This window comes from Oceanobacter sp. 5_MG-2023, assembly GCF_030548165.1.
GTDB lineage: Bacteria > Pseudomonadota > Gammaproteobacteria > Pseudomonadales > Oceanobacteraceae > Oceanobacter.
In genome coordinates this window covers 1-13,404 of record NZ_JAUORS010000004.1, presented here as the reverse complement: position 1 = coordinate 13,404, position 13,404 = coordinate 1, and the positions used below count along the sequence as shown (strand labels likewise).

Below are 13,404 nucleotides of genomic sequence, written 5' to 3'. Positions count from 1 at the left end.
GTTAACCAAAATCAAACAGGTTGTATTATAGCAGTAATTCACCTTGTTCAGAGGGTATAAACCACGAAATCCCTTTAAACACCCCTCAATCGACCTCCACGGCGCACCTTTCTGAGGCTTTCTGAGGCTGCCGCACGGCCAGGGACGAACGCTGGCAGCGAGTGGTTACATTCCCGTATGCGCAAATACGCCAGCAGCCTTGCAAAGCCGCCGTATTCGGGGAAAATGCCGCGATCCTGGCCATTCCTTTTACTTCTGTTCAGAGCTACCTGCCCCATGTCGTTTGTCAATCGCGAAACCCGCGCCCTGTTTAAACTTACCTTGCCCATTATGGCAACCCAGATGGCCCAGATCGGTATGGGAACGGTCGATACCCTGATGTCGGGCTACGTCAGTACCCGGGATTTGGCGGCAGTCGCGATTGGTACCAGTTTATGGTTGCCGGTCTGGCTGTTTCTGGCCGGGATTCTGGTGGCATTATCGCCATTGGTATCCGGCCTTAACGCTTCCAAACAACACCAACAGCTATCCAGCCTGCTGGCATCATCGGTCTGGCTGGGGGCGATTGCAGGCAGTCTGATCGGTCTGTTGCTCTATTTTGCCGCGGATATGTTGCCGCTATTGATCGATGACACGGTCACTGCCGCATTGGCGACCCGTTACCTGGTCGCTATCTCGATAGGTTTTCCGGCCGTCGGTGTTTTTCTGGCCTTCCGCTTTTATGCTGAAGCCTTGAGCCAGGCCACCCATGTTACCTGGATCATGCTCTCCGGGCTGATTGCCAACGTGCCAGTGAATGCGGTGTTTGTGTATGGCTGGCTGGGTTTTCCAAAGATGGGCAGTGTCGGCTGTGGTATTGGCAGCAGTCTGATTTTTGTCTGTATGGCGATAGCCATGGCCATCAACACCCGCAAATACCGCCTCGGTAAAGAGGCATCCCTGCTGGATCTGATGAACTCCCCGGCCTGGCATCATGTGCGTAATATCTTGCGGATTGGGGTACCGATCGGCATTGCGATCTTTTTTGAAGTCAGCCTGTTTACCGCTATTGCGCTGTTCCTCACCGATCTTGGCCCGGTAGTGGTCGCCGGGCATCAGGTGGCTCTGAACATGTCATCCATCACCTTTATGATACCGCTGAGTTTAGGCATGGCGCTCACTGTGCGTGTTGGCCACTATCTCGGCAGCGGAGATACCTTGCTGGCCCGACAGACCGCCTGGCTGGGGGTGCGGCTGAACCTGGCCATTGCCTTGTTTAATGCCACCTTGATTATTCTGCTATCAGAAACCATTGCCGGGTGGTATTCCCCCGATCCGGAAGTGGTCGCCATTGGTTCGGTATTACTGGTATACGCTGCGGTATTCCAACTGTCTGATGCCACTCAAGTCGCGGCAGCAGGTGCCTTGCGTGGCTATCAGGATACCTTTGTGGTGATGCTGATTACCTTTGTCACGTATTGGCTGGTTGGCCTGGGCTGTGGTTACGGTCTGGCTTTTCACGGCATCCCCTTGCTGAATATCGCTCCGACAGGAGCACCGGGTTTCTGGACTGGCCTGGTTATTGGTTTATCTGCGGCGGCACTGGCGTTATCACTCAGGCTGAAACGGGTATCCCGATTACGACCAGCGGCTCTCTGAGCCGCTTTGACCCGGTCATCGGCATGCTGCCGCTGACCGGCCTGATCCCCTTCCGCTTACTCCATCCCGGCAGAGTCCGCTCAGCTCAGGGACAGGGGTTGGAAATCACCTTGTGAATTCCCTCAATACGTTCAATGGTCTCGGCATCCAGCACGACATCCGCACTGGCGATATTTTCTTCCAGCTGTGACAAGGTCGTTGCGCCAATAATATTCGAGGTTACAAAATCCTGCTGGGTTACAAAGGCCAGCGCCAATACCGCCGGTGACAATCCAATATCCGCAGCCACTTCGGCATATTGACGTACAGCTTCTTCAGCCTGGGCGCCCTGATAGCGGGAGAAACGTTCAAACAAGGTAATACGGGCATTTTCCGGCATGGCACCATTCAGGTATTTTCCGCTCAACACACCAAACGCCATGGGTGAATAAGCCAGCAAGCCGACGTTTTCACGCATGGACACTTCCGCCATGCCAATCTCATAACTGCGGTTCAGCAGATTATAAGGGTTTTGTACCGATACCGGACGCGGCCAGCCATGCTGATCAGCAATCTGGATCACCTTCATGGTGCCCCAGGCGGTTTCATTCGACAGGCCATAATGGCGAATTTTACCCTGCCGGATCAGACCAACCAGAGCTTCCAGAGTCTCTTCCAGTGCCGTGGTTTCTTCGTCGTGATCGTGTATATAGCCCAGCTTGCCAAAAAAGTTGGTACTGCGGGCGGGCCAGTGCACCTGATACAGATCGACGTAGTCGGTTTGTAAACGCTGCAGGCTGGTATCAATGGCCGCATTCACATGTTCAGGGGTCAGCTGCGGGCCATTGCGAATATGGGTCATCCAGTCCCCCGGCCCGGCGATCTTGGTCGCCAGAATCACCTGCTCGCGCTTGCCGGAGCGGGCAAACCAACTACCGATATATTGTTCGGTCCGGCCTTGTGTCTCCCCTTTTGGCGGTACCGGATACATTTCTGCGGTATCAAAAAAGTTGATGCCGGCAGCCACAGCACAGTCCATCTGGGCATGTGCTTCTGCTTCCGTGTTTTGCTCCCCCCAGGTCATGGTGCCAAGACACAACCGGGTGACATCAAGATCTGTATTGCCAAGCTTGCGTGTAAACATGAAATCCTCCTCAAAATGAGGCCCAGTATAACGGCTCCCGCCGCTTACTTGGGCCTGGAACAGACTCATGCTGTCAGTGGGTTATTGCATCGGCAAACCACCAAAGGTGACAACGGGCACCACTGCCCAGGCCTGACAGTGGAGTGATGCGCCGCTGCTTTTCGGATTTTCCGGATACAGTTATGGAATTAAGTAATTTATCCGAATAAAAAATAAAGAATAAGCTTATTACAAATAGATATATCTAGTTGATAGGGTGATGTTTGTGGAGCTGTACAACAAAGAGACCGTCCAGCAGACGGGGATCAACAAGCCCCTGGCGGCCATATTAATGGCTGTCCTGATTACACTGATCGCAGTCACGGCTGGTGAAATCGCCGGCTTCAATGTGGTGCAAGGGTTGGGGATCGGCGCGCTGCCGATCAGTATCCTGATTGGTATGGGACTGGCGGCACTGCCCTTGATGGAACGGCTGCGCGCTATCGATAGTGCGGAATCCGTCCACCGGATAGCACAAAAAACACTGCTGCAAGCCGGTATTGTGTTGTTTGGCTTTCAGCTCAGCCTCGCCGACCTGGCCGCTGTCGGCTGGCAAGCCGTGATTGCTGACATCATCACGATCAGCGTCATACTGCCGCTGGGTATCTGGCTGGGACTTAAAATTCTCAAGCTGCCGCTCTCTCTGGCTGTATTGCTGGCCATAGGCAGCGCGGTCTGCGGAGCTGCTGCCATTCTGGCAACCGTGCCGGTGCTCGGCAAATACCTCCATGATGGCGAAAGCCAGCAGCAACAGCAGCAATCTACCGGTCTGGCCGTAACCGCCGTGGCCCTGTTTGGCACTCTGAGTGTGCTGCTTTATCCGCAAATACAACACTGGTTTGGACTCACCAATGCAGTGGCCGGGGTCTATATCGGTAGCACCATTCATGAAGTCGCTCAAACCATGGCGGCAACAGAAGCCATGAATGCCGCAACCCAACACAACGCCGTGATTGTAAAATTACTGCGCGTATTGATGCTGGCTCCAGTCTTATTATTATTGGCGCTCTGGTTACAGAAAAAAAACACACAGAATAATCCAGCCACTCAAGGTCAACCGGCCAGACACAAAATCACCGTACCCGGATTTATCCTCTACTTTGTCGCCGTGGTCGTGCTGAATACCTTGCTGCCTTATGTTGTGGGCAACGAGTGGTTACAACAGGCGCGTCATATAGCCACTCAGGCATCGATGCTGTTTTTGGCGCTGGCAATGTCTGCTCTGGGGCTGAATATCCGCTGGAAGCATCTGGTTAATGCCGGTTTCAAACCGATTATTCTGGCGGTTTGTTTATGGCTGGTGCTGGTTTTTGGTGGTGCCATCCTGTTTAGTATTAGCCAGAACCTGGCGCTGATCTGAGCCTTGCTTGATAGCAGCATGACCCCAAACAATGATCCTTTAAAAACACGATCCATCAATTCTACTATTTCCGGATTGATGGATCGTCGCGAGAATTATACGGCTGGCGTTGCCGGTCACAAAACACGTCCATTTGCTCCGCAACTAACTGTATATCAAGGAGCATCCGGACTCGCTGATGATCACTTGGGGAGATGGCACAGAGTCTGAATTTCATTATTTATGGCTGGGGGACAACTGCTCAACAGCATTCCATCCGGACACCGGAGAGCGCTCATTTGATCTGTTAAAAGTGTGTGCGACAATATTCGTCCGGCCAATATAAGCCAAAGCAGAAGTATCCTGAAAACACTGCGGGATACAAACCAGCATGAGTGTTATCCCTCCTTCTCCTGGCTGTATGAACATTGTTATTCCAACAAAAAAGCAACACATTGCAAAAACAGCTACATTAACTGGAACAACAATTTTTATATAATATTCCCCACTCTGATTATAATGACTTTATAAAAGAAGACGGCGCTCTTTACACTGGATAATCATTCTTGATCAATATGATTTAACCATTATCAAAAACAGGTCAGATACAGCAAAATCCACCACCACAGTTACTCCTGTCAACCTGGCTTACACCGCCATTGCTCTGCCCTTGCATACCGGCCTTGCCAATCAGGAAATACCACCCGGATACCAGTTTTTGCACTGTCTGGCCAACGAGTCCCAGGGGGGTGAATCCACTTTTTTTGATAGTCTTCGGGTTGCTGAAGAGCGGAGAAAGCAACGACCGGAGCATTTCAGATTGCTGTGTGAACAAGTGATTCCATTCCGTTTCCACAACAATGAACATGACATCCGCCAGCATCATTCGGTCATCAATCCGAACACTTTTGGAAATATTATCGAAATCGAATACAATACCCGCCTTGCTGACACTTTTGATCTTCCTGCCATATAATGAAAGAATATTATCTTGCATATCGTCATTTCATAGCCAGCCTCCGGGATGAGCGCTTTAAAATCGAATTAAAACTCCAGGCCAGAGACACAGTTGTATTTGACAAGCGCCGCATTTTGCATGGGCGTAATCAGTTTGAAGAAAATATTGGCCGCCGTCATTTGCATGGCTGCTATGTTGATCGTTCCGAATTCAAGAGCCGCTTGCGCATGCTTGCACAAAAATATGTTCGATTATTAGTCAACATGTGAGATTGCAAGCGTTTTTACAATATTTGCAATCCCGCTTCAATAGCAAAAATATAACGTTAACCACCAGGAAGAATACCCATCGAATTTCACATACTCAAGATAACAATGAAGGAGCTCAGATGAGAAACGAGCAGATAGACGCGCTCATTGAAAAGCGCGGCATACTAAAGGGTCTCAACTCTACCTTGGGAATCACAGCCATTAGTCTGGTGGTTGTATTTATCCTGTACACCATCCTGTTGGGGAAAGCAGCCAGTGATCAGTTTTTCGGTTTGAAAAGCTGGATAGAACATACACTGGGCTGGTACTACATTGTGGTGATGTTTTCAGCGTTTCTTATTTGTGTGTTTTTTATGTTTTCCAAGGCCGGGGCCATTCGGCTTGGTCGCGATGATGAGCGGCCGGAGTTTTCCAATTTTGCCTGGTTCTCGATGCTATTTGGTTGTGGTACCGGTGCCGGTATGCTGTTTTTCTCCATGTCGGAACCCATGATCCACTTTGCCAGTGGCTGGAGCGGCGGCAACCCTTTTATGAGCGCCGACGTAAAAGCGGCCGTCAGTGATTTTTTTGCTGCCAAACAGGCGGCGCTGGCAGCCGGGTTATTACCGGGTCAGGAAGGTTTTCCCGTTCCTGACGACCTGGTGGCAGAAGCTGCAACGGCAGGCCTGACACTCACTGTTTTTCACTGGGGCACAGTCGCCTGGGGGATTTACGGCATTGTTGGTCTGTCTCTGGCCTACTTTGCCTTTCGTAAAGGTCTGCCACTGTCAATCCGGTCAGCCTTGTATCCACTGATTGGTAACCGTATTTATGGCCCGATTGGTAATGCCGCCGATATTCTCGCGGTGCTTGGTACCATTTTTGGTATTTCAACCACGCTGGGATTGGGCGTACAGCAGATTGGTGCAGGTCTGGTGTCCCTCGGAGTGATCGAAAAAACCACCCAGATGGTCACTATCATATCCATCATTCTGGTGACTGCCATGGCCACCCTGTCTGCTACCAGTGGTGTATCCAAAGGCATCAAGATTCTTTCTACCCTCAACACCTATATTTGTCTGATCATTCTTGCTTATTTCCTGATCGCCAGTAATGGCACCAACTACATTATCGCCAGTACCCTGACTGCCTTGGGGGACTATGTATCCCATGCGATCCCCATGACCTTGTGGACCGCGCGCAGCCCTGAAGAACGGGTATGGCAAGGTGGCTGGACTATTTTCTACTGGGGCTGGTGGATTGCCTGGGCCGCTTTTGTCGGCTTGTTTATTGCCCGTATTTCCCGTGGCCGGACCATTCGTGAATTTGTAATGGGGGTTATCTTTGTCCCTTCCACTGTGGCACTGGTGTGGTTTAGCGTGATCGGTTCTGCCGGTATTTACGAGTCCATCTACGGTGCCGACATGAGCATCTATAATGCCTCGGTGCAAAACTGGGACTACGCTGGCACCATCTACTCCTCCTTTGATGTGCTGACCCCGGGTATCGCCGCTGTAATCGCTAAAATCTGTGCCCTGCTGGTGGTGATTATCTTTTTTGTCACCTCCGCTGACTCTGGCACCCTGGTACTGGGCCGCCTGCTGGCCTTTGGCCGTCGACCACCAACCCAGCAGCGTATTATCTGGGGTTGTGCCCTGGGTATGATTACATTGATCGTACTGCTGATGGGAGGCAACGATGCCCTGAAAGCATTACAGGCGGCTTCCATTGCCGGTGCATTGCCCTTTACCTTCGTATTGATTGCGATGATGTTTGGCCTGGTCAAGGCCCTGCTTCACGACAGCCAATATATTGTCGCGGATGAAAAAGCCGTGAAAAAAATGATCGAAAAAGAAGTCGCCGACCTGTCGTAACAGTCCGGCTGACTACACCCGCTTGTTACAAACTGCAAGCGGGTTCCCTGCCAGTCTGTCAGGCTCTGTGCGGGCTTTCCGGGAAGCTCCTGCACTCCCACTCCCCGCCTCAGATCACACTCAATCAGTCTGATCCGGCTCTTCTGACCAGTTCCGATTCCGCTGATGGCTGAACCACTCCCGGCGATAACGATTGGCTCTGGCGCGGTCGGGCAAGATATTGATCAATTCAATCAGCAGCCCCTGCCCCTGTTTTTCCAGCTCAGGGGAGCATGGCCGTCGCAACAGGCCGATCAGCAGTTTGAATGCCTGCTCGTACTGCTCTTCTGCAGCCAGTTCCTGGGCCAGTGCCAGTCGATTTTCCGGGGTGGGTGCATCGCGAAAGGATTGCCGCAAGCTATCGAGGTTGTTTTGTCGCCGCTGTAATAAATGCCAGCGCGATAACGCTTGTTGTATCGCCGGGTCACGCTGACTGTTCGCAGTCAGGTTGTCCAGCAAGGTGGCTACTTCCTGCAGTCGCTGAGGCTGCTGTTGGCTGGCGTCCATCAAGCGCTGACAATAGCGGGCCAGGTCGGCGGTGTTACCAGGACGTTGCTGTACCAGCTGACGCCATAACGCCAACCCCTGCGACCAGTCTTGCCGGGCGATATGTTGTTCCGCCTGTTTACGTAATTTGTCACAGGGTTGCTGGATATACGGGGCCAGCAGCTGACGAATCTGACTTTCCGGGAGTGCCCTGGTGAAGCGGTTCACCTCTCGGCCACGGTAATACAGCAATACGCTGGGCAAGCCACGCACTTGCATCACACTCATCAGCTGCGGTTGTTGTTCGGCGTCCACTGTCAGCAACCGCAGCTGCGGTGCAAACTCTTGCTCCAAATGCTCAAGCACAGGCAGCAAGGCTTTGCAGGGGGAACACCAGCTGGCCTGAAAATCGACCAGTACCAGGCTGTTTTGCGCCAGCTTGGCAACATACGACAAAAATGCAGTGGGTTCGTCTGGAAGGTGGCTCATGGAAACAGCGTCTGGGTACACCTGAAGGAGAGTACACGGGTTAATCCAGGCTTTCCAGAAACCTGCCAACGATCGAAACCGCCACCAACCGATTGGCCCACTCGAGTTCAGGGCATTGTCATCCCGTGCGTCTCACGGGATACTGGCGGGACGAACTTTCCCCCATCACCGACGTCATCGCCAATGCCATCTTCTATACCACCGCCACCACCGTCCGCTGCCGTATCACCCACCAATAATCCCAATCGCCAGCGTAATATTGTGCTGGGCCTGGTGGTGGTCTTGTGGCTCTCGGGTACCGGCCTTGCCTTGTGGTGGTTTCAATCACAAACCATCCGGTCTTTTCTGGCCGCCGACAGCTCACCTGCGGCGTTAAACACCCAGGCTCTGGAAACCACACTCGCAGCCTTGCTGGCACGCCTGCCAACCAATCCCCATGTAACCCAGGCACCGGTCACCATGGTGCATTTCTGGAATCCGGACTGCCTCTGTAACCAGGTCAGTCGCCGTCATTTTGATGGCCTGGTATCGGCCTTTGATCGCTACCAGTTACGCATCGTCGTTGTCGCGGCTGCCAATGCCACCGCGGAGCAGCTGGCGGAGTTCCGCCAGCTGAATGGCCAGCACATGGAGTTGATCCAGGCCAATGATCTGACGGCATTGATTCCATCTTCTCCAGCCCTGGCACTGGTTAAGGAAAACGGCCGCCTGGGCTATTTTGGCGCCTATGGTTTTGGTGCTTTATGCAGCGTCGCCAGCGATGATTTTTTTCCGAATATGGTGCGCCAAATGACCGATGGCCAATACGGACCGTTTATCAATGTTGCTGGCAGCGGCTGTTTCTGCCGCTGGCCAACCACATCCGATGCATTGCCTTCAGGCGCCGATTGAACGAGGCTTGCCGCGCCAGGATTGCCGCAACAAGCGCTTGCGGCTTTTCCGCAGCTGTTTGATCAGCTGTTTCTCATCCGCAGGCTGCTGTCCACTGGCGGCGTATAACTGAAAATCCATCAGCCGTGCCAGTGCCAGCAGATAATCACCATCAGCTCCCAGTACTTGCGCCAGCCGTACCAGATAATGCCGTTGGCTTTCGCCGGTCTGGAAAGCGACCCCATACTGTTGTTCCCCAACGTTGACCAGTTGCTGCCAGGCAAGGGCTATCGGACTGGCACGGTGACGTGGACGTTGCCAGACGATCATCAGCGTGATAACCAGAAAGACCAGCCCTACCGCCCCGACCAGCCAGATCAACAGTTGTTGGTAATCGGTTTTTTTCAATATATTGCTTAACAGGTTTTTCTGGCGTTCGTTATCGTATGACAGTACCCAGCGATGCCAGAGGTAGTTCACCGATTCCAGCTCCATACGCAGCCTGTTCAGCCAGGGAATTTGCCGGATACGCCCCGGTGACAGCAGTTTGTCTTCCATAAAAGAGCCTTCTTCCTGCAGAGCCTGCTCGAGACCAAACTGGATACGATCCGGTGCTACCACCGCAGTCGGGTCCACCCGAACCCAGCCAGTGCCCTCCAGCCAGATCTCGGCCCAGGCGTGGGCGTCATACTGACGCACTGTCAGATAGTTTTCAGCCTCGTTCCATTCGCCCCCTTGATAGCCAGTCACAACCCGGGCAGGAATGCCTGCCAACCGGGAGGCATAAACAAAAGCGCCGGCATAGTGCGCACAAAACCCCAGCCGGGTATCAAACAGAAACGCATCAATGTCGTTATTCCCCAAAGCAGGTGGTTTGAGGGTGTAGAGAAAACCCTGATTACGAAAATAATCAATCAGTGTATTCACCAGATCCATCGGCGTCTCACTGCTGGCCACCAACCCGGCCACCCACTCACGGGTACGGGGGTTGCCACCAGCGGACACATCAAGATTATGCTGGCGCTGCTGGGAATCCAGTGTCTGGCGCACCAGTTCACGACGGAGACCCAGCCCTTGATAGCGTTTGCGCTGATACACTGGCCTGCGATTAATCAGCACCCCGGCCGCAGTAACACCGATACCCCGTTCCAACGCCGTACCGTGCCGCAAGGTGTAGAGCCAGCGCTTGCCGGTCGCTTCCTGAATGATTTCATAGTTCAGTACACCGTCCGTACCGGTCGGAACCGGCCGCTCGGTTGGAAACCAATCCACCGACTGGTCTCTTTTTGAAAAACGCCAGGTCCGGCCGTCATAACGGTCCAGAACCAGAGCTCGCCAATACAGCTGTTCACGGGACGGCTGCTGGCCATCATCAAACGTTGCCCGGAATGCCAGCTCATCGGAGCGACTGAGAGAAGCAATGTCCCCCGGAGCCATCTGCTCACTAAGACCACTAATCGCCTTTTCCGACTGCAGGTTGATGCTCCACAATGGTGAAATACGCGGAAACAGCAGATAGAACACCATCATGACCGGAATGGCACTGATCAGCACACCAAAGGCATATCGACTGGCCACCCAGACGCCCTTGGCTTCATGGGAGACCAGATGCAACGACACCAGCGCTGCCATCAGCACCCAGAGCACCAGTAAGCCATATAGCCCCCAGAGCAGCGACTGTTCAAACAGGAAACCGGTCCCGGCCAGAAAGAAGCACAGAAAAATAACGATATAGCCATCACGCTGGGTGCGCATTTCCAGCACTTTTAACAGGCAGGTAGCAACAAAAAACGCCACCGCACTTTCCAGCGAATATTGACCGCTAAAACCGATAAATACACCAATAGCCACTGCCAGAATGGCAACGACCTTGGCCATCGTTCCCGGATAAGCAAAACGGCCGATATGCATTTGCCAACGCCAGAATACCACCGCACCGGCCATCAGCCAGAACAGCAATGGCAGGTGCGAATAATGCGGTAACAAGGCCAGCGCCCCACCGCTCAGAAGCCAGAACAAGGCTGAACGGGGAATCTGCTGCTGCCGCGCCGCGGGCTTCATATGCAGCTGGCTTCCCGCCTTGATGGCCGGTTTCTCGGCGGCAACAGACGCCGGGTCTGATACCCTGTTATGGTCGGAATGAGGGGTAGCTGTCATGACGGGCTCTCACTCGGTTGATCCAGCTGATACAGCGCCAGCATTTTCAGGCAGGCCCCAAGATGAGCATCCGAATGTTCCGGAGCGCTCTCCTGACCCGGCAAGCGCACGCCGTACTGCCAACCCAGTTGATGGGCTTCAAGCACCCAGCCACAAAGCTGGGACAAGCGTGACTCCAGATCGCCACTGGTGTTTGCCCAGTCGAGCCAGCAACTGGCTCCTTCATCGCTGTCAAAATCCTTGGTGACCAGTCCCTTGCCCCGTGCCAGCTGTTTCCAGGCAATCTGACGCATGGAATCGCCGGGCTGATACTGACGCAAGCCCCGAAAATCCTGCTCGCCACGGACTTCCAGTGTCGCCCCCAGCAATTCTCCTGCCCCCTCACCACTGCGAAATACAAAAGGCGATGGCTGCGGCTGCGGGTACACCAATGTGGAAAAATCCAGCTTGATCCAGCTCCAGGCACGGAATAATCCCAGTGGAAAGCGGCTTTCCAGCAGTACCCGTCCAGGAGACAGGTAACCCCGTTGATAACAGCGATAACTGAGCCGCACGGACTCCGCGCTTCCACGTTCAATACTGACCCGTTGCCCCGGATTATCCGGATACTGCAACCACAGGTTAAGATGCTCCCGTCGTGGTGCTGCCACCAGTCGCAACGGCAGATCGAACACCTGTCCAGCATAGCCGTGGATGGCTTCCTGACTACTGACCGTCAGCCCGGTGAGGTTCCGGAACGTCAGCAACATGGCCGACAGACCAACACTGAATAACCAGAACGCCATACCATAGATCAGGCTGTTCTGATAATTGATGGCAGTGACCAACAACAACGCCACCAGTGCCAGATAAAGTAAACCGATCCGGGTCGGTACAATAAAGATAGCCCGGTGACTCAACACCAGGCTGCGGGTAGCGGGTAGTCGCCGATTCAGCCAGCGTTGCCAACGGTCGCCAAACAGACGATCAACTAACACCGACACGGCTACACCAACACCGCAACCGAGCTCAGCATCCGGGCCGAAACACTATGCCCGCCACCGTCGGCGGCATCCGCCAGGCGGTGATCCACCACCGCTGGCAGCACTGCCTGAATATCTTCAGGCAAAACGTGCGAACGCTCACTTACCAGAGCCCAGGCTCTGGCCGCTTGTAACAAGGCCAATGCACCCCGTGGGGACAGGCCATACAGATAACCCGATTCGTAGCGGGTAAAGGCAATCAACCGTTGCAGGTAGTCCAGCACAGAAGACGATGCATGGACCTTGCTCACTTCCTGCTGTAACTGCTGTAATTGCTGCGGCGTAATTTTTGCCGACAACTGGTTGGCCATTTCCCGCCGACTGACTCCTTCCAACAGCTGACGTTCGGCCTGTTCGGAGGGATAACCGAGCGAGATACGCATCAGAAAGCGGTCCAGCTGACTTTCTGGCAGCGGGAAAGTACCCGACTGCGAAACCGGATTCTGGGTCGCGATCACAAAGAATGGCTCAGGCAAAGGCCGGGTCTCACCTTCTACGGTGACCTGACGCTCTTCCATCGCTTCCAGCAAGGCACTCTGGGATTTGGGTGTTGCCCGGTTAATTTCATCCGCCAGCAGTAATTGACTGAATACCGGCCCTTCATGAAAACGAAATTGGCCCAGGTCAGAGCCTGGCTGTTTTTCAAAGATACTGACCCCGAGAATATCTGCCGGGAGCAAGTCACTGGTGAACTGGATACGGTTGTAATTCAATCCCAGCACCCCTGCCAAAGCATGCGCCAGCGTGGTTTTTCCCATGCCGGGTAAATCCTCAATCAGCAAGTGTCCATCGGCTAACAGGCAACTCAGGGCCAGTTTGAGTTGTTCCGGTTTTCCCAGAATAATCCGGTTAAGCTGTTGCAGGGCGTCGCTGACGGCGCTGGTCATGTCGGGTCTCCGTTGATCAACTGATCACATTACTAAGATAAAAATGCACAGGCTAAATAACAATTATATAGCTGACAGCTCATGGTTTATGCCAGACAGAGCAAAGCAGGTCGAGGATTAATCATGGCTTGATGTGGGTCGTGACACACAATAGGGGTCATCTATTTAATCCGGTGCTCACTCTGGGCTACCGGATGGTTTCGAATCACGAAGCCGACTTGCAGGCCTGACGGGT

11 protein-coding genes are annotated in these 13,404 nt (G+C 53.4%); 6 read left to right on the top strand and 5 right to left on the bottom strand.

Features of this window, described 5'->3' with window-relative positions:
* Positions 1 to 276: 276 nt before the first annotated feature.
* Positions 277 to 1,638 (top strand): MATE family efflux transporter, encoded by a 1,362-nt coding sequence (locus tag Q4551_RS03990; RefSeq protein ID WP_303431923.1) that lies wholly within the window; start codon positions 277 to 279, stop codon positions 1,636 to 1,638.
* A gap of 85 nt (positions 1,639 to 1,723) precedes the next feature.
* Here Q4551_RS03990 and Q4551_RS03985 read toward each other — a convergent pair whose 3' ends face one another.
* Positions 1,724 to 2,761 carry an NADP(H)-dependent aldo-keto reductase gene (locus tag Q4551_RS03985; protein ID WP_303431922.1) on the bottom strand — a complete coding sequence of 346 codons (1,038 nt, stop codon included), beginning with the start codon at positions 2,759 to 2,761 and terminating at the stop codon, positions 1,724 to 1,726.
* Between the two features lie 331 nt (positions 2,762 to 3,092).
* Between Q4551_RS03985 and Q4551_RS03980 the strand changes: the two genes are divergently transcribed.
* The 4 genes from Q4551_RS03980 to Q4551_RS03965 all read left to right on the top strand — a co-directional run bounded on the left by Q4551_RS03980 (position 3,093) and on the right by Q4551_RS03965 (position 7,219).
* Positions 3,093 to 4,160: a YeiH family protein gene (locus tag Q4551_RS03980; RefSeq protein ID WP_303431921.1), complete on the top strand. Its 1,068-nt coding sequence runs from the start codon at positions 3,093 to 3,095 to the stop codon at positions 4,158 to 4,160.
* Between the two features lie 649 nt (positions 4,161 to 4,809).
* On the top strand, positions 4,810 to 5,115 hold the full coding sequence (locus Q4551_RS16220) for a TauD/TfdA family dioxygenase (RefSeq protein ID WP_368501364.1): 306 nt from the start codon (positions 4,810 to 4,812) through the stop codon (positions 5,113 to 5,115).
* Positions 5,115 to 5,366 carry a TauD/TfdA family dioxygenase gene (locus tag Q4551_RS03970; protein ID WP_303431919.1) on the top strand — a complete coding sequence of 84 codons (252 nt, stop codon included), beginning with the start codon at positions 5,115 to 5,117 and terminating at the stop codon, positions 5,364 to 5,366. The genes Q4551_RS16220 and Q4551_RS03970 overlap by 1 nt, the downstream gene beginning before the upstream one ends.
* 119 nt (positions 5,367 to 5,485) lie before the next feature.
* Positions 5,486 to 7,219, top strand: coding sequence for a BCCT family transporter (locus tag Q4551_RS03965; RefSeq protein WP_303431918.1), 1,734 nt, complete (start codon positions 5,486 to 5,488; stop codon positions 7,217 to 7,219).
* Between the two features lie 120 nt (positions 7,220 to 7,339).
* Here Q4551_RS03965 and Q4551_RS03960 read toward each other — a convergent pair whose 3' ends face one another.
* The gene (locus tag Q4551_RS03960; protein WP_303431917.1) at positions 7,340 to 8,233 is read right to left on the bottom strand and encodes a tetratricopeptide repeat protein; all 894 of its coding nucleotides are present in this window, start codon (positions 8,231 to 8,233) and stop codon (positions 7,340 to 7,342) included.
* 183 nt (positions 8,234 to 8,416) lie between these two features.
* On the opposite strand from Q4551_RS03960, the gene Q4551_RS03955 reads away from it, so the two are divergent.
* Positions 8,417 to 9,124: a DUF6436 domain-containing protein gene (locus Q4551_RS03955; protein WP_303431916.1), complete on the top strand. Its 708-nt coding sequence runs from the start codon at positions 8,417 to 8,419 to the stop codon at positions 9,122 to 9,124.
* On the opposite strand, the gene Q4551_RS03950 is transcribed toward Q4551_RS03955, so the two are convergent.
* Genes Q4551_RS03950 through Q4551_RS03940 form a run of 3 tightly spaced genes read right to left on the bottom strand, consistent with a single transcriptional unit; the run spans position 9,110 to position 13,169 of the window.
* Complete coding sequence (locus Q4551_RS03950) at positions 9,110 to 11,260, bottom strand: DUF3488 and transglutaminase-like domain-containing protein (RefSeq protein WP_303431915.1); 2,151 nt, start codon at positions 11,258 to 11,260, stop codon at positions 9,110 to 9,112. The genes Q4551_RS03955 and Q4551_RS03950 overlap by 15 nt on opposite strands.
* The gene (locus tag Q4551_RS03945) at positions 11,257 to 12,243 is read right to left on the bottom strand and encodes a DUF58 domain-containing protein (protein WP_303431914.1); all 987 of its coding nucleotides are present in this window, start codon (positions 12,241 to 12,243) and stop codon (positions 11,257 to 11,259) included. The genes Q4551_RS03950 and Q4551_RS03945 overlap by 4 nt, the downstream gene beginning before the upstream one ends.
* A 2-nt stretch (positions 12,244 to 12,245) precedes the next feature.
* Positions 12,246 to 13,169 (bottom strand): MoxR family ATPase, encoded by a 924-nt coding sequence (locus tag Q4551_RS03940; protein WP_303431913.1) that lies wholly within the window; start codon positions 13,167 to 13,169, stop codon positions 12,246 to 12,248.
* Positions 13,170 to 13,404 lie beyond the last annotated feature (235 nt).